The sequence below is a fragment of the Treponema bryantii NK4A124 genome (assembly GCF_000421345.1).
GTDB classification, from domain to species: Bacteria; Spirochaetota; Spirochaetia; order Treponematales; family Treponemataceae; genus Treponema_D; species Treponema_D bryantii_B.
Genome location: NZ_ATWV01000006.1, coordinates 151119 through 167378, shown reverse-complemented (window position 1 = coordinate 167378; position 16260 = coordinate 151119). Strand labels below are relative to the sequence as shown.

General features: G+C 38.6%; 23 protein-coding genes and 1 pseudogene. 17 read left to right on the top strand and 7 right to left on the bottom strand.

Annotation, left to right across the window (positions count from 1 at the left end; all coding sequences use genetic code 11):
- Positions 1–22: 22 nt before the first annotated feature.
- The 6 genes from G626_RS0108005 to G626_RS0107975 all read left to right on the top strand — a co-directional run bounded on the left by G626_RS0108005 (position 23) and on the right by G626_RS0107975 (position 4921).
- Positions 23–667 (top strand): hypothetical protein, encoded by a 645-nt coding sequence (locus G626_RS0108005; protein ID WP_022932270.1) that lies wholly within the window; start codon positions 23–25, stop codon positions 665–667.
- A gap of 168 nt (positions 668–835) precedes the next feature.
- A complete protein-coding gene (locus G626_RS17885) occupies positions 836–1585 on the top strand; it encodes a ParB/Srx family N-terminal domain-containing protein (protein WP_081647507.1) in 750 nt (249 codons plus the stop codon).
- A gap of 12 nt (positions 1586–1597) precedes the next feature.
- Positions 1598–2128, top strand: coding sequence for an AAA family ATPase (locus tag G626_RS0107990; RefSeq protein ID WP_022932269.1), 531 nt, complete (start codon positions 1598–1600; stop codon positions 2126–2128).
- A gap of 11 nt (positions 2129–2139) precedes the next feature.
- Positions 2140–2832: a nucleotidyltransferase domain-containing protein gene (locus tag G626_RS0107985; protein WP_022932268.1), complete on the top strand. Its 693-nt coding sequence runs from the start codon at positions 2140–2142 to the stop codon at positions 2830–2832.
- A gap of 15 nt (positions 2833–2847) precedes the next feature.
- Complete coding sequence (locus G626_RS18060; RefSeq protein WP_022932267.1) at positions 2848–4317, top strand: alpha/beta fold hydrolase; 1470 nt, start codon at positions 2848–2850, stop codon at positions 4315–4317.
- 10 nt (positions 4318–4327) lie between these two features.
- Positions 4328–4921 carry an NAD(P)H-dependent oxidoreductase gene (locus tag G626_RS0107975; protein ID WP_022932266.1) on the top strand — a complete coding sequence of 198 codons (594 nt, stop codon included), beginning with the start codon at positions 4328–4330 and terminating at the stop codon, positions 4919–4921.
- 10 nt (positions 4922–4931) lie between these two features.
- Here the strand turns inward: G626_RS0107975 and G626_RS0107970 are convergent, their stop codons facing one another.
- The 3 genes from G626_RS0107970 to G626_RS15805 are packed head-to-tail and all read right to left on the bottom strand — an operon-like array spanning position 4932 to position 5995.
- Positions 4932–5384, bottom strand: coding sequence for a DUF3021 family protein (locus G626_RS0107970; protein ID WP_022932265.1), 453 nt, complete (start codon positions 5382–5384; stop codon positions 4932–4934).
- Between the two features lies 1 nt (position 5385).
- On the bottom strand, positions 5386–5823 hold the full coding sequence (locus G626_RS0107965) for a LytTR family DNA-binding domain-containing protein (RefSeq protein WP_022932264.1): 438 nt from the start codon (positions 5821–5823) through the stop codon (positions 5386–5388).
- Positions 5807–5995 (bottom strand): hypothetical protein, encoded by a 189-nt coding sequence (locus G626_RS15805; protein WP_022932263.1) that lies wholly within the window; start codon positions 5993–5995, stop codon positions 5807–5809. The genes G626_RS0107965 and G626_RS15805 overlap by 17 nt, the downstream gene beginning before the upstream one ends.
- Before the next feature lie 186 nt (positions 5996–6181).
- Here G626_RS15805 and G626_RS15800 point away from each other — a divergent pair, with 186 nt between their 5' ends.
- From G626_RS15800 to G626_RS18380, 7 genes and pseudogenes are all read left to right on the top strand, one after another.
- Positions 6182–7093 (top strand): alpha/beta hydrolase, encoded by a 912-nt coding sequence (locus G626_RS15800; protein WP_022932262.1) that lies wholly within the window; start codon positions 6182–6184, stop codon positions 7091–7093.
- 12 nt (positions 7094–7105) lie between these two features.
- The gene (locus G626_RS17400; RefSeq protein WP_022932261.1) at positions 7106–7615 is read left to right on the top strand and encodes a GNAT family N-acetyltransferase; all 510 of its coding nucleotides are present in this window, start codon (positions 7106–7108) and stop codon (positions 7613–7615) included.
- Positions 7616–7678: 63 nt separating this feature from the next.
- Positions 7679–8149, top strand: coding sequence for a MarR family winged helix-turn-helix transcriptional regulator (locus tag G626_RS0107945; protein WP_051142212.1), 471 nt, complete (start codon positions 7679–7681; stop codon positions 8147–8149).
- Complete coding sequence (locus G626_RS0107940) at positions 8146–9018, top strand: DUF6920 family protein (RefSeq protein ID WP_196800469.1); 873 nt, start codon at positions 8146–8148, stop codon at positions 9016–9018. Before G626_RS0107945 ends, G626_RS0107940 begins: the two co-directional genes overlap by 4 nt.
- Positions 9019–9066: 48 nt before the next feature.
- The gene (locus G626_RS0107935; RefSeq protein ID WP_022932258.1) at positions 9067–9591 is read left to right on the top strand and encodes a flavodoxin domain-containing protein; all 525 of its coding nucleotides are present in this window, start codon (positions 9067–9069) and stop codon (positions 9589–9591) included.
- Positions 9591–10484 carry a hypothetical protein gene (locus G626_RS18260; protein ID WP_022932257.1) on the top strand — a complete coding sequence of 298 codons (894 nt, stop codon included), beginning with the start codon at positions 9591–9593 and terminating at the stop codon, positions 10482–10484. Before G626_RS0107935 ends, G626_RS18260 begins: the two co-directional genes overlap by 1 nt.
- A pseudogene (locus G626_RS18380) lies at positions 10466–10516 on the top strand (hypothetical protein); the annotation flags it as partial. The gene G626_RS18260 and the pseudogene G626_RS18380, both read left to right, overlap by 19 nt.
- On the opposite strand, the gene G626_RS0107925 reads toward G626_RS18380, so the two are convergent.
- Positions 10517–11071 carry a 2'-5' RNA ligase family protein gene (locus G626_RS0107925; protein WP_022932256.1) on the bottom strand — a complete coding sequence of 185 codons (555 nt, stop codon included), beginning with the start codon at positions 11069–11071 and terminating at the stop codon, positions 10517–10519.
- A 109-nt stretch (positions 11072–11180) separates the two neighbouring features.
- On the opposite strand from G626_RS0107925, the gene G626_RS15785 reads away from it, so the two are divergent.
- Both G626_RS15785 and G626_RS17875 read left to right on the top strand, forming a co-directional pair.
- On the top strand, positions 11181–11588 hold the full coding sequence (locus tag G626_RS15785; protein WP_022932255.1) for a DUF3237 family protein: 408 nt from the start codon (positions 11181–11183) through the stop codon (positions 11586–11588).
- Between the two features lie 170 nt (positions 11589–11758).
- The gene (locus tag G626_RS17875; protein WP_196800468.1) at positions 11759–11905 is read left to right on the top strand and encodes a hypothetical protein; all 147 of its coding nucleotides are present in this window, start codon (positions 11759–11761) and stop codon (positions 11903–11905) included.
- A gap of 115 nt (positions 11906–12020) precedes the next feature.
- Here the strand turns inward: G626_RS17875 and G626_RS0107910 are convergent, their stop codons facing one another.
- From G626_RS0107910 to G626_RS0107900, 3 genes are all read right to left on the bottom strand, one after another.
- Positions 12021–12368, bottom strand: a complete 348-nt coding sequence (locus tag G626_RS0107910) for an inorganic pyrophosphatase (protein WP_022932254.1) — start codon at positions 12366–12368, stop codon at positions 12021–12023.
- Between the two features lie 132 nt (positions 12369–12500).
- Positions 12501–12914 carry an EamA family transporter gene (locus G626_RS0107905; protein WP_022932253.1) on the bottom strand — a complete coding sequence of 138 codons (414 nt, stop codon included), beginning with the start codon at positions 12912–12914 and terminating at the stop codon, positions 12501–12503.
- A 360-nt stretch (positions 12915–13274) separates the two neighbouring features.
- Positions 13275–14297 carry an NAD-dependent epimerase/dehydratase family protein gene (locus G626_RS0107900; RefSeq protein ID WP_022932252.1) on the bottom strand — a complete coding sequence of 341 codons (1023 nt, stop codon included), beginning with the start codon at positions 14295–14297 and terminating at the stop codon, positions 13275–13277.
- A gap of 177 nt (positions 14298–14474) precedes the next feature.
- Here G626_RS0107900 and G626_RS0107895 point away from each other — a divergent pair, with 177 nt between their 5' ends.
- On the top strand, positions 14475–15152 hold the full coding sequence (locus G626_RS0107895) for a response regulator transcription factor (protein ID WP_027727048.1): 678 nt from the start codon (positions 14475–14477) through the stop codon (positions 15150–15152).
- On the top strand, positions 15149–16189 hold the full coding sequence (locus G626_RS0107890) for a sensor histidine kinase (RefSeq protein WP_022932250.1): 1041 nt from the start codon (positions 15149–15151) through the stop codon (positions 16187–16189). The genes G626_RS0107895 and G626_RS0107890 overlap by 4 nt, the downstream gene beginning before the upstream one ends.
- The last annotated feature ends 71 nt before the right edge of the window (positions 16190–16260 follow it).

The window sequence follows — 16260 nt, the reverse complement described above, 5'->3', positions numbered from 1 at the left end:
TAAAATAATTGTGGAGGCCATAATGAAATACGGTGAATCAACTTTTGACATTATTTATCTTCTGTTTGCAATAATTTCCGGAATTGTGATTTTAGCAAAACGCCGGGACAGTATTGGTAAGCTGATGGGAAGTGCTGCTTTGATTCTTGGGTGCGGCGATGCTTTTCATCTGGTGCCGCGGGTTCTCAACTATTTTATCGAAAGTGATTTTACAGCCTGGCTGGGATTTGGCAAACTTGTAACATCAATCACAATGACCTTCTTTTATATGCTGATTTTTTTCCTGCATACAAAGCTTTTTACTTGGGAAGAAGGCAAGAAAAAATCAATGGCTATTTTTCTCTGGCTGCTGACTGCCTGCCGAATTTTTATCTGTTTCTTACCGGGAAATCACTGGCTCACAGGCGAGGGCTCCGTTCTTTGGGGCTGTCTCAGAAATATCCCATTTATATCAATTGGTATTCTGATTGTGATTATCTACTTCAAGACTCGCAGGGAAAATCCGCTTTTCAAAAGAATGTGGTTGTATGTCAGTCTGTCCTTTCTTTTTTACATCCCTGTAGCAGTTTTTGCATCTCTTTTTCCTCTGCTTGGAATGCTCATGCTGCCTAAGACTGTGTGCTATATGCTGATGCTTGGGATATTCTTGAAAGCAAAAAGATCATAGGTTTTATGATATAAGAAGAACAACTGCTTCAGTTTTGCCAGGATTCTAGCCTCGCTTTTTTTATGCCAATTTCACCTCCACCCAAACTCAACATATACAAGAGACACTAAATCCTTTATTCTAAAATCACAACGCAGTGCACGAGCGTAAAAAAATAAGGTGGATTTTATGAATTACAGAAACGCGCAGGACATTTTTCCCGAGCAGCTTCTAAAGCAGATTCAGCGCTATGTGTCGGGAGAAACAATTTATATTCCGGCCAGCGAGCAGAAGAAGAAGGCCTGGGGTGAATCTTCGGGCTACAGGGCTTATCTTGCAAAAAGAAATCAGGCTATTAGGGATGATTTTGCAGGTGGCTTTGATATTGATTCTCTGGCCGATAAATATTGTCTTTCTGTTGATTCTGTAAAGCATATTGTCTACACAAAAAAGGAGACACCTATGTTAGAATACAACAAGACTCTTTCCTCTGCACTGAGTTACGCAAAGGAAAATAAAATTGATGAATGGATTCATACTTATCTTTTAGAAGATGGACGCAATGTTCCATTCTCGGACGGGCTCAAGCTTTTTGAACGCTACTATATTGGTCCGGTCAAAATGTCTCTGGAACTTTTTCATCGCTGCACAGGCCCTGAAGAAAATATGAAATACAGAATCGACAAAGACTGGTGGCCCATTCACGTTGCCGCGCTGGAGGATTCAATCAAAAAGGATCCGGACATGCCGCCGCTGATTGTTCACTATGTTGAAGATGATTTTGAATTGAACGACGGTAACACTCGCTTTCAGGCCTATACAAATCTTGGAGTTAAGGAAGTATACGTTATTGTCTGGATTACAGAAGAAGCGGAATATCAGGACTTTCTTAAGCACTATGGAAAGTATGTCCAGGGAGCCCCGGTGATAAGAAGATAATGGGAGACAAAAATGAAGCACTTAATAATTTTATGCGCCCCATGCGGCACAGGAAAATCTACAGTTAATCAGATTTTCAAAAGAAGGGGGCTTCTTCCAGACTACGCAACTCTGGATTCTGACGATATAGATATTTCATGGCTTGATTACAAGGGCACGGAACGCGAAGATCAGTATTACACCGATAACTTAAAACGCGCAGTTGAAATTGCCGATGATAAAAATCTTCTGCTGGTATCGGCTGGGATGAATCCGATAAATTTTTTCGAGAAGGTGACATTGCCGGATGAAATCTCTGATACGCATTTTATTGCCATGGTCTGTTCCGATGAAGAAATCAGAAAACGCCTGGAAGCCCGCCCGGCCGAACGCAACTGTGGCAGCGACGAATTTATCCAAAGCCAGATAGAATATGCAGCCTGGTTTAAAAAGAATCGCGGCAAGTTTCAGAAGTTTATAGATAACACCGGACAGACGCCGGAAGAAACTGCCCAGATTATTGCGGAGTATGTAAAAGAGGTTACGTATAGCAAACAATCTTAAGATTTTGTACTATGAAAAAAATAAAATTGGGTAAAGTGATGGACTGCTTTAAGATTGATAACTACCTGGAAAAACTGATTTCACGATGCAAGGAATCTTTTGGTGGCAGGCTTGTGTATGCGGGCCTGCAGGGAAGTTACTTGCGTGGTGAAGCAACGGAAGACAGCGATATTGATGTGATGATTGTGCTGGATGGATTTTCAGTTGAAGATATGAAATCTTACCGTGGCATCCTCAAAGAAATCGGCTGGTATGAAAAATCATGTGGCTTTATTTGTGGTAAGGAAGATTTAGCAAATTGGAATTCTCTGGAAACTTTGCAGCTTAAATATACGACAAAAGATTTGTTCGGCAAACTTGAAAATCTGCTTCCTCCAGCAACAAGACAGGATGAAGTGAATTATGCAAAAATCAGCCTTGGAAATTTTTATCACGAAATATGTCACCGCTACATTCATGCTGGTGACGAAAAAAGCTGTGACAAGCTTCGCGCGAGCAGTAAGCAGTTGTACTTTATAATTCAAAATCTTCATTATTTAGAAAGTGGAAATTTTCTCTTGAAAAAATCTGACTTGAAGGCGGCCGTGTCTGTAGAGGACCGCGAAATGCTTTGTATTCCGGAACTGCCAGATGATTATGATTTTGAAAAAACTTATACTGCTGTAATTGCTTGGTGTCAGAAGGCTTTTGCCAGAATCAAATAGGGGAGAAGATTTTGTATGAGTGGCGGAATTAAGAAGGGAAAGTTTGTTTACAAAAATCAGGACAGCCTGAACAAGATGCATGCCTTTTATGATAAAACTCTAGCTGCACTTGGCGTCCCTTATTCAGAAGATTACTTCGAAACTTCTTTCGGTCAAACTCACTGCCTTCTTGTTGGCGACAAAGACAAGCCTCGAATCTGTACAATTCACGGTGGCAACGGAATCACAACTCTTAATCTCAAACTCTTTTTGCCGCTGCTCAAAGACTTCTGCATTCTTGCGCCGGATGTAATCGGGATGCCGGGAAAGAGTGAGCCTTACAGAAATATCAGCAGCAGAAAAGACCAATACGGGCTTTGGATTAATGAAGTTCTGAGTCATTATGGCGAAGAAAAAATTTCCTTTGTTGTGTCGTCTTATAGTTCTGCAATGTTCCTTTCCTTTGCAAAATATTACCCTCAAAGAGTTAGTTCTGCCTTACTGATTGTGCCGTCTGGAATAGCTCATGGGCCGATTCTTCCAATGCTGGGAAAGATGGTTGTGCCTTTTATACAATATTATTTCAATCCCTCAGAAAAAACTCTTGATACAGTAATCGAAACTATGGGCGGTAAGGGTGACGAGACCTGGCGTGAGTTTTTTGATTTGATGATGTCTTCCTACAAAATGGAAATGAAGCCTCCAAAAGAATATAGCAAGAAAGAGATGGCTGCATTCAAGGCACCGCTTTTAATTATGGCTTCCCAAAAAGATATCTTCTTTCCGGCAGACAGAGTATTCGCAAAAGCCAGAAAGATTTTTACCGGACCAGTTACTACATCAGAAATAGACAGCAAGCATTTACCTTCAGACGAAGTGATGGTTGAGGTGTGCGAGCGGGCGAAGGATTTTTTTGAAATGAATGAAAATCTGAGTGAATACCTTAAAGAAACTCCAAGCATAAATTTTTCTCATCCGCTGATTGAGGCCAAAATCAAAGAGCTTCAGGAAAAATCAGATTCACAGATTGACTACATAAAGCGGGCTTACGAATTTGTCCGTGATGAAATTCTTCATTCCTGGGATATAAAGGCAAAGGTTGTTTCAAAAAATGCAGCCGAGGTTTTAAAAAACGGAACCGGAATCTGCTGGACAAAATCTTGTCTGCTTGCGGCCTTGCTTCGTGGAAATGGAATTCCTTCGGGAATCAGTTATCAAAAACTAACACGCGCTGATGATGCCAGCGACGGTTATATCATCCATGCCCTGAACACTGTATATATTCCAGAATTGCAAAAATGGATTCGTCTGGATGCCCGTGGAAACAAGGCAACCGTTCATGCCCAGTTCAGCCTTGAAGAAGAAAAACTCGCATTTCCAGCTCGCGAAGAATATGCAGAAATTGATTACCGTGACAACAATTCAGACCTTGATGAACGTCTTATTAAAATTTTGAATGAAGTTGATGTTGTGATGAATATCCGAACGGATTTTGAATTGAAGTAAGAGGACACTTATGAAAGCATTTATAGTTTACTGTCATCCGTCAGAAGATTCATTTACAAGTCATGTCCGCGATTCATTTATCAGGGGAATTGTTGATTCAGGAAATGAATATTTAATTTCTGATTTATATAAAATGAATTTTAAATCTGATATGTCAGAAAAAGAATATCTACGGGATTCGAATTACAGGGATACTCCAGATCTTGAAGAAGATGTTCTTGTGGAACAGAAAAAGATAAATGATTGTGATGCAATTGTTTTTATTTATCCTGTATTCTGGACAGAAGCTCCTGCAAAACTTGTGGGGTGGTTTGACAGAGTTTGGTCTTATGGTTTTGCATATGGCAACAAAACTATGAAGTTTTTAGATAAGGGGTTGATTCTCTGTACCGCAGGCAATGAAAAAGAAAAGCTCGAACAATTCGGTCTCATTGATGCAATGGAAAAAGTAATGTTTGGTGATCGTCTTTTTAATCGTGTAAAAGAATCAGATTTTGTAGTTTTCGGTGGCATGTCTAAAGGAAGTGAAACACGAGAAAGAGACTGGCATAAAAATCTCCAGATTGCATATGAAAAGGGAAAGAAACTATTTGGAACGAACTAATTAAAATATCTTATTTAAACTTTTCCAAAGCGCTGTTCATTTTGTCATCATCCTTTTTTTCTAGAAGGGTAGTGATGATAATGGTGCATGAAAAACTTAAGAAGAAGGCAAGGGCTGTTAAAAGCCAAGGCAGTTTTGAATCAGTTGAAAACCAGCCGCAGACTAAAATCATAAACACTAAAAGAATAAAACATAGAACAAATAAAAGTATCTGCCGTAATACACGTGGCAGTTTTTTAATCATATAGTTTGAATACATAAAATTCTTTAATAATGCAATCAGAAAAGAAAGAATAAAAAACTGGAAAATTGATTTTACCGGAATTGCGAGATTTCCGAAGGTAAAAAGAGTAGAAACGCTGGCGGCTTGGTCCCCGATAAAGAATGTAAGGATTGCAAAAATCGCTGTCAGTATTCCAAAGGTGATTAAAGTTTCATTTATGATTTTCTGAATTATTTTCATTTTATACTCCAAGTTTTTTCCTGAGTTCATCGGCATACATGCGCGAGGCAATAATCTGGTAGCCGTTTTCCATTGTGATTTTGATTTTGCGGTCAACTTCTGATTTTAGAGTTTTGATTTTGCTAAGTGAACAGATTGTGTTTTTACTTACTCTGACAAAATTGTATTGAGCTAAAGCTGCTTCCAGTTCGTAAAGTTTCATCTCTGAATCAAAAACTTCTTTGTCGGTATAGATGAATGTTTTGCGTTCTAAAGCTTCTATATAAAAAACATCAGCCAGATTAATCAGACAAACAGCGTCGTCTTTGTTAGCGGTAATCTGTTTGTCTAGAATCCTGATTGCAGCAAGAAGCTTCTCTACCTGCGGTGTAAGTTCTTTACAGGTTACAAGTAGAGAAGTTTCAGCTGCTGATGGTTCGACATTAATCGTTATTTTCATTACTTAAAGTAAACTGTGAAATCCCGAGACATGTCAAGCCGATGCCTGTCATAATTAAAGCACTTGTTGGTTCAATTTCTTTGATGATGCATAACACTGTAACAGCTACTCCCATAGCAAGTCCTACAGCCTTAAATACCAGGTTGATGAAAGCCTTTGATTTCAATTTCATGTTATTACTCCTTGCACTTTTGTGCGTTGACACTTTTTGTGTAGTCACACTTCCGTGCCGTTTGTTTGATGACTCCAATATAAAACAGACTCAGCTCAAAAGGAATAATAATTCACATAAGTTGCCGGAGTGAGGACATGAGTTTCCAGAAAAAGAAGGTTTGTGCTAAAATATAAAAAATAGATCATGAAATATCCAATATCTAAAGAATTAAAAAGCATCTCAATTTACAGCGGCTCAATGGTTGGTCGTTTATATCCGATGGTGAACTTTGCTTACGGTTTTATAAAATGTAAATCGGATGATTATGTAATGGTGAAAAAATACTCTACTCCAGGTTATGATGGAGCAAAGCTTTCAACCTTGGTAATCGAACCGCGTCAATATGAAGGTGAGCTTCCCTGCATTATGTTTTTCCATGGCGGCGGATTTTTGATGAGGGCATCTGCTGCTCATTATCAGATTGCAAAATGGTATGCCCGTGAATTGAAATGTAAGGTTGTCATGCCAGATTATAGACTTCTTCCAAAATACCGCTATCCTATTGCGATTGAAGACTGTTACAACACTTATATGTGGGTTTTGGAAAATGCAGAATCAATGAAAATCAACAAAGAAAAAATCATCGTTACCGGAGACAGTGCCGGCGGAAATATTGCCGCTGCGGTAACTGCGATGCTGTACGACAGAGGCCAGCTGCTTCCAAAAGGCGCAATGCTAATATATCCGGTTCTTGATAAAAGAATGATTACAGCTTCGATGAAGCGATTCACCGATACTCCAATCTGGGATTCAAATTGTGATAAACTTTTCTGGGATATGTATTTGAAAGATCAGGATAAAAATCAGACAAAATACGCCTCAATTTCAGAAGTTGAAGATTTGAGATTTTTCCCTCCAACATATATTGAAGCTGCAGAATATGACTGCCTCCACGACGAAGGAATTGAGTTTGCAGAAAAGTTAAAGTCCCAGGGTGTGACAGTTGAAGTTCATGATATGAAAGACACCTGCCACGGCTATGAGACAGCCTTAAAAAGTTCGATTGTCGAAAAGTGTATGTCGCGGCGAGCGGAGTGGATAATGAATATACTGTAAAAAGGAAAACCCGTGCAAATAAAAACAGAACACCTTACAATCACAACTTTCTCCCCAGACATGGCCCAGACCGTCTATGAAAACTCTCAGGACGACGATACCAGACGTTTTGTACCAGATGAAGTTTATAACTCTGTTGAAGAAGCCCGCGAGGCAATTGAGTTTTTGATGTCACGATACGAGAGCACAGACGGCCCATTTGTATATCCTGTAATCACAAATAACGAAGGAAAAAATATCGGCTATGTTCAGCTTTGCAAACTCGACGAAGGAACTTGGGAAATCGGCTATCACATTGCAAAAAACTTTACCGGCAAAGGCTACGCCACAGAAGCAGTAAAAGCCTTTCTTCCTGCCATGGCTCAAAAACTCAATCTAAAAGAAGTCTACGGAATCTGCCTTGCAGAAAATCTTGCCTCTGTGCGTGTCCTTGAAAAATGCGGATTCACCCAAATCTATCAGGGCCCTGGAAACTATCAGGGAAAAGAAGAGCAAATCATCAAAACCATCTGGAAAAATTAAAACTGATATTGTTTGGAATTTTATGAATTTGACATTTATAATATTATGCAATATATTGCATATATGCAGATAACAAATGATCAGATTCTTAATATGATGCCGCCTCAGTTTGGATTGTTCGGGCTTCTCTTTGCCTTTATGAACAGACTGCAGGCAGCGGGGGATTCTTTTTATGAAGAGATTACCTGCAAGCAGTGGTTTCTTCTGGCTTGTATGAAGCTATATTCAAAAGAGGCTCCTACCGCAAATGAGCTCGCCGAAACAATGGGTTGTTCCAGACAGAACGTAAAAGAGATTCTCAATGCTCTCGTAAAAAAAGAAATCCTTGTTCTGAAGCAGGATGATAATGATAAACGCAAGCAGCGGATTTATTTTACTTCAAAGCAAAAAAAGCTTGCAAAAAAATATCAGAATAAAGAGATGGATTTTTTGAAGCTTTTATATGAGGGCATTTCTGAAAAGGAAATACGCAGTGTTTTCAAAATTATCTCAAAAATGGAGAAAAATCTTATAGAGACTGAGGTAGCCTCGTGAGGAAAAAGAAAATGATTCTGCTGCTTATAATTTTCGCACTCATAGTGCTTGTGATTTTCTGGTTTAATATTCCCTATTCTCCTTTTAGAAATCAGTTTAAAAAAGACCTTAATAAACAGATTCAGCTTTCGGAAAGCTTCTTACGGGAATCTTCGAAAACTGTGTATACGAGAGAAGATTTTGAATCACTTCCTCCTTTGATTCAGACTTATCTTGAAGAGTGCGGCTATATCGGCAGCCCGAGAAAATCAATTTTACAAATGGAATATAAGAAGGTTGATTTTGCTCTTGGTCAGAACCGTCCAAAGCCTAAGATTGATTATAGTCAGGTTGATTTTGCAAACGCTCCGGTCAGGCTTGCTTTTATCGACAGTAAAATGTTTGGTGTTCCATTTCAAGGTTATGATTATTTTGTGAACGGGAAGGGCGGAATGAAGGGAGTTCTTGCAAAGTCCTTCCCGCTTTTTGATCAGACTGACGAACAGATGGATAAGGCTGCCCTTGTGACTTATCTTGCAGAAATCATTTTTCTTCCCGAAGCCCTGCTGCAGGATTTTGTGAATTTTAATCAGCTTGATTCTCATAGGGTAGAAGCACGCATTGAATACAAGGGACTGAAAGCTTGTGGAATTTATCACTTCAATGATGCTCATGAAATGATTTATTTTTCAACAGACGAGCGTGGACAAACTTCTTCAGATGGAAGTATCGAAAATATTCCCTGGGAAGCCCAGTGCCGGGAATACAAGTTGTATTCAGATGGCATCAAGCGTCCGACAGTTTTCCGTGCAGTATGGAAATATCCGGACCAGGACTTTATTTACTTTGATGGAAAAATCAGCAGCGTTGATGGGGTAATGGCTCCTTAGATGAAAAATATTTTTCAAAATCATAATTCTATATTTGGAGGAATCAAAATGAAAACAATCGTAATTTACACAAGTCAGACAGGCTTTACAAAAAGATACGCAGAATGGATCAGCGAGGCGAGTGGGGCAGAATGCGTAGATTTTAAGCAGGCTAAAAAAATCAAACTTTCTGATTTTGATGCAATTATTTTCGGCGGCTGGTTCATGGCGGGTGGAATTAAAAATCTTGCCTGGTTCAAAAAACAGCTTCCATCCCTTTCAGCTGCGGGCAAAAAAATCATAGTTTATGGAGTTGGGGGAAGCCCTGCAGATAGTCCAGATATCCCGGCTGCAATGCGCAGAAACTTTACCGACGAAGAATGGAATTCCCTGAAAACATTTTATTGTCCTGGTGGTTTTAATTACGAAAAAATGAGCGGCTTTTCTAAGTTCATGATGAAAATGTTTACAACAATGTTAGCAAACAAAAAAGATGCAAGCGAAGCTGAAAAGAACATGGCCCAGATGATTTCTCATTCCTACGACATTTCTGACAAAAAGTACATCGAACCAATTCTTGCGGAGTTGAGGTAATGAAAAAAAAAATACCGGAAATTCTGATTATTCTACTTTTAATTATTGTATCTCTTTGCGGAATCCTTTCTATGGATTTTTCAAATTCCTGTTCATACATAAATCAATATGGTGATGAAGTAAAACTTTTTGGAAGCGGAATCTATAAAGATGATTCATATTTTAAAGCTCCGATTTTTATAGGTACTGATTTATGTATTTTGTTTTTCGTTGTGCCACTTTTTGTGATTTCATTAATAAAGGATTTACGAAACAGTATTGAAAATACACAGTTACGCCTCGTCTCAATCGAAGCTATAAGTCTGTATTATGCAGTAAGTTTGTGTATCGGTGTAAAATACAATCGCATTTTTATTTTATATGTAATTCTCTTTTCTCTGCTCTTTTTTACTCTGATTAAGAGGATGCGTAATTTAAGCCGCAACAATTATTCTTTTGAAATGAAAAAATCTGATGCAGTTTTTCTGATATTTTCCGGAATCTCACTCTGTGTCGCCTGGTGGCCGGATATAATTCCAACTATCCTCAAGGGAACTTCTTTGAAGCTGATAGAAAATTATACGACTGAGCCAACTTATGTGTTAGATCTTGGCATCATCTCACCATTATGTTTTATTTCTTTGGTTCTTATGAAAAAGAAGGATTCTTTGGGCCTAGTTTTGTATGCGATTTTGTTGCAGTCAATTATTGTTGTTGCCGTAATGATGATTACTCAATCTGCTGTCCAATTTGCATCCGGTGCTCAAATTCCATTACCAGCTTTAATTTCAAAATCAGTTATTTTTATTATACTTGGGTTATTTGCAGCTGTTCTTGACCGAAGAAGGAGTAATTCAAGCAGAATACCTGGGATGTTGATGCAGTCAGCGGAGCAACAGTTTCCAGTGGAATAATAAAGAACGCTGTGAATAAGGCTTTGCACTAATTATCTGCTCAATCCGAATTTCTTCAATTCCAAAAACGGCGAGCACTGGTAAACTGCAAGCTCTTCTATAGGAGCTTCTAGTGGCAGCGAGATTTTTTTTGCGATTTCTTTTGCTGCGGAAAACTGGTTTTGATTCAATCTTGTTGCAAGGGTTGTGTGTGGAAACCAGATATCCGGCAGATAGTAGCCGTTTTCTGCTTTTTCAAACTCTGGAAGCAGTAGTGTATGAAGTTTCTTGTTAATTTCGGAAAGAAAGTTATTCTTTTCTGGCTGCAAAAAAAGTACTTTGCCGTTGAAGTCGCCGACTTCACTGAATTGCACAGAACCAGCCTTCTGGTCTCGCGCAAAGTCTTCTACAAGCTGCAGCAGTTTTGCTTCTTCTTCCCTGGCTGCATGAAAAGCCCCGATTGTAATATGCGGTGGAATTTTATTTTCAATCATAAAGCGGTTTCCGGTTTCATCTGCAATGGCTTGTAAGGTTGAGATAACAATATCATTTATCTTTTGCGAAAAATGAAGAGACACGGCATAGGTAATCAGGGAAGAATCAAACATGATTACTATTCTACAATTGACTCTACATCAATTTCAACCTTTGTCGTATCAGGCAGACTAGAATGTTCTTATAAGAATAATTATGATATTTTTATTTAGGGAACCGAAAATGGAAAAATTATTTGATATTAATGTAAGAATTATCGGCTTTAATCAGGTTAAGACAGATTCGACTACAGTGAATTTTATTACTTTTGATGGAGATTGTAAGGCTCCGTTTTTTACAGGAAAAATTATTGAGGGTGGAGTTGATACCCAGAAGTTCGAGAAAGGCAAGCCAGGTACATTAAGTGCCAGATATATTATCAAAGGCAAAGATAGTAAGGGGCGGGATACATCTCTCTTCATTGAAAATAATGGTTTTGTTAATGAAGATGGTTCTATAGAAACTAGTCCTTGTATTCTTTGTGATAATGATGAACTGGAATCTCTTTTTTCTAAAAAGCTGACAGGGCGCATAAAAAATGTAGATTGTCCGGAAAAGAACAGAATAATTATAGAGATTTATACAGAGTAGATTTAAAGAAAAATTGATAGATCTAAAACTTAAACTTTTTGTATTTGACCTTGATGGCACTTGCAACTCAAACTGCAATTGTTTACCGGGAGCTTTTGCGAAACAATCAAATGGTGGATTAATTCCGACATGCAAATGCCCCCGGAAAGGAACCCGTACACAAAGTCCAGATGACAGACGGTAAGCGTCAGATCATCCAACAGCTCCTTCAGGAGTATGACATCGAGACCGCAGAGGACATACAGGATGCTCTCAAGGATCTCTTAGGTGGTACCATCAAAGAAATGATGGAAGCCGAAATGGACGATCATCTTTGATATCAGAAGTCAGAACGTTATGACAGCGACGTTTACCGTAATGGCTGCAGACTGCATAATCTGTCTCCCCGAGCCGCACAAAATAAAACATACACTTCTTCTTTACAAATCCGATTTACCGACGTATCAAAACGCCTTTCATATACTGCGTTTCGTTATGCGTTTTGTATACTTCCAGTTTTTCTTCTTCCGTACAACCCACCAGTATTTTGATCTCCGAATCTTTCTTCATTAAATCAACGATACACATGATGGCATCGATCTTTTTCTCACCGCTTCCGACCCATACATCAATTCCTCCGCCATCCATAGAGGCGGTATCTTTCAAATAGCCATAGTCAACCTTATAGATGAAGTTTGGAAATCTGGGATGAGCAGAGCCTCTGGGCCTGTCGATCACGATTTCTGAATTGCTTACCAATTCATCTAACGCTTTCCAAAAATCCTCGTTATAGCCATCCATCTTATCGCCTCCTTATAAATACCGAGTTGTCGCGCTGACATCTAAAGCACAGCCACAACCTGCCGTTATCCAAACCACTAACTCATACCCCTCGTTGGTACAGGGGAACATGTCGAGAAACTGGAATTTGTATCACAGAACCATCAGCAATGTTCCGGCTCCAATCAGGATACACCCTATCACTGACTTAAGAGTAAATTCTTCATGCAGAAAAACAAACGCCAGTATCAGCGTAATGACAACGGACAACTTATCAATCGGGACGACTTTTGAAGCGTCTCCCATCTGCAAGGCCTTGTAATAGCAAAGCCATGAGGCACCAGTAGCAAGGCCGGACAGAATCAGGAAAATCCAGCATTTTGGGCTAATGTCTTTTATTCCGGCTTGCTGATGAGTAATAAATACCATTCCCCATGCCATGATAACAACAACCATCGTACGGATTGCAGTAGCCAGATTCGATCCGACACCTTCAATTCCTATCTTTGCCAATATTGATGTCAGTGCGGCAAAGATTGCCGAACCAAGCGCTAATAAAAACCACATAGTGATACTCCTTCAAATTCCGATTTGTCATCGTCTATAAAACTGGAATATAGTATGCATTCATTCTAACATAACTCTTGACGAAATTCACGGAATTATATATAGCCAAAACGAGCTGAACAATGGATATTTAACCACCATTCAGCTCGTAATTATCTTAGGATATCTCATTTACAGAAAAACTTTCACACACTCGAAATCATTATAATTCTTATCAGTTTTATCGTCCGCTAGACCAACTCATATCAACTTTTAAGTTACCATCTTCTTCTGATTTTCTCTGGCTTCTGCTGTCTGGAAATTGCTCATTGCAGAAAATCCGCTTCCACGAGTTCCTCCCCAAAATTATATCAATATTTCTTAAGCAATTTTTCCACTTGCTTTAAGCCATTCAATTTCGTCATGCATTGTTTCACGGTAACTTCTTGTTGTGTAGCCCAGTTCCTTACGAGCCTTGCTTGAATCAAAATTATTATTTCTTGCAAGATTGTATACGGCAAAGGTTGTCATAAGAGGGCGCTTTCCTTTTTTCTTTGCCTGCTTTTCCATGAGCTTAGCAATAAAGTTTGCAAATTTTACAGGGATGAAAGTTTTCAGTTTTTTACAGCCTGATTCTTCGCTTAACAGATTGGCAAAATCACGGAAAGAAACCTCATCATTTCCAAGAATGTAACATTCTCCCTTCTGTCCTTTATCTGCCGCAAGAATAGCTCCATGAGCAAGGTCGCGGACATCACAAAGATTAAAAGAACCTTCAATTCCGGCAGGCATTTCGCCATTGATTATTTGAATCAGAACCTTAGTTGTTTCACCAACTGCAAAATCTTCCGGGCCAAGAATTCCACTCGGATGAATTACACAGGCATTAAGGCCTTCTTCTGCTGCATCCAGAACCGCCTGAGTTGCAAGTGCCTTTGACTGACTGTAACAGCCCAAAACCTTGTCAGCATCAAAATGATTTACTTCATCAATTTTATTCCCTTTTGGAAGTTCTGGAATTGCCCCTGTACTTGAACAGTAAACAAGCTTTTTACATTCAGCATGCTTTTTGCAAAGTTCAATTATGTTTTTTGTTCCGCCAACATTTACATCCATAACCTTCTGATTGTAATCAGGATTAACGGTAACAATGCTTGCAATGTGCATTACTACGCTTTCATAACCCGCTGGTATTGTAAAAAGCTTTTCAAGAGAAGACATATCAGTAAGGTCTCCTCGTACAATTTCTGCTTCTCCCGGAACGTATTTTTCTGCCGGGTCATTTGGAAGTACAAAGGCTCTAACCTTGTTCCCGCGTTCAATAAGCTGACGGCAGATTGTTCCGCCTAAAAATCCTGCAGCTCCTGTTACTAGATAAATTGTTTTGTTCATTGTATTTTCCATAGTTTTCTCCTTGCACTTATTTTTGTGCCTGTCTGTCATAATTTATGATTTGAATATAAGCCCCCCATATTTCCAAAATGTTTACGAAATGTTGCTGAAATATTAAAAATTTGCATTTTTAGACGATTTTTGATTCATTTTTTCATTTTTATTGCAGAAGCATGTTATAATTTTTTTATGATTAAGATTCTGGTTGTTGAAGATGATGCGGGCTTAAATATGACCGTTTGTGCTTTTTTAAGAAAAAATGGTTATGAGGTTACCGGATGCATGCATGCAAACGATGCCTATAATGCCATGTACAATAATCTCTTTGATTTAATAATTTCAGATGTAATGATGCCTCAGATTGATGGCTTTGAGTTTGCAGAGACAGTAAGAAAAATCAATCAGACAATTCCAATTATTTTTATGACAGCGCGCGATGATTTTACTGCTAAGCAAAAAGGGTTTACGGCCGGTATAGATGATTATCTTGTTAAGCCTGTTGATCTGGACGAGCTTCTTCTTCGCATTTCTGCCATTTTAAGAAGAGCCAAGATTTCTCAAAGCAAAAAACTAACGGTTGGTTCGTTGACGCTTGATGCAGATGCAATTTCAGCAGTTTCCGATGGAAAGGAAATTCAGCTTACAGCCCGCGAGTTTAATCTGATTTATAAATTACTTTCTTATCCAAATAAAACCTTTACCCGCCTTCAACTTATGGATGAATTTTGGGATGCAGACTCTAATGCGACTCCGCGTGCAGTAGATGTTTATATTACAAAGATTCGCGATAAGCTTTCTGCGGCCGGCTGTTCTGGTTTTGAAATTGCAACGGTACATGGACTTGGTTATAAGGCGGTTGTAAAATGAAGGAAGAGTCTGAAAGAAAAAGTCGTTTTCCTATAGGTCTTTATTGGATTGTTCTTGGTATGCTGCTGGTGACTGCCGGTATAAATATTGCTATTATCCTTTTAGGACTCAAGAATAACTGGAATGAAATATTTTTTGTTCATCTGGTTATCCTCTATTGGATTCTTGTGACCGGCTTAATTGTCCTGTATATAAGACATAAAATTCACAAAACCTACGAGATTCCTCTTCAGGAAATTTCAAAGGCTACAGAAAAAGTTTCAAAGGGAGATTTTTCAGTTTCGGTTCCAACAGTAAATCCTCCCGAAAAATATGATTATCTTGATTATATGATTTTAGATTTAAACAAGATGATTGAAGATTTAAATGGCATAGAAACACTTCGTACTGATTTTATTTCTAATGTTTCTCATGAACTAAAAACTCCTCTGGCAGTAATGCAAAACTATGCAAGGCTTCTTCAGACTTCTGATTTGACGGAAGAAAATCGGCAGGAATATGCAAAGGCAATCTCGCAAAATTGTCAGCAGCTTACTTCTCTTATAACTAATATCCTCAAATTAAATAAACTTGAAAATCAGCAGATTTATCCAAAAGTTCCTCCTTATGATTTAGGAGAAGAACTGCGGGAATGCCTGCTTGGTTTTGAAGAAGCATGGTCTGCAAAAAATCTGGAGCTGGAAGTTGAAATTGAAGATGGAATAATGACTACTACAGATGGCCAGCTCTTGAGTCTTATCTGGAATAATTTTATTTCCAATGCAATTAAGTTCACTCCTGAAAATGGAAAAATCATCGTACGTCTGCAAAAGCTCGGAGAACTAATACAAGTAAGTGTTCAGGATTCAGGTTGTGGTATGGATGAAATAACTATGAGTCACATTTTCGAAAAATTCTATCAGGGTGATACGAGTCACGCTACAAAAGGGAACGGGCTTGGGCTTGCCTTAGCCACAAGGGTGGCAGATATTTGCAAAGGAAAAATCCGTGTAGAAAGTCACCCTGAAAAAGGCTCTGTTTTTTATTTTGAATTTTAGAATACAAGTTTTCTAAAGATAGTATTTAATCAGAGCTTTTAAGAGAATTGAAGAAGAAATGAAGTTCCTTA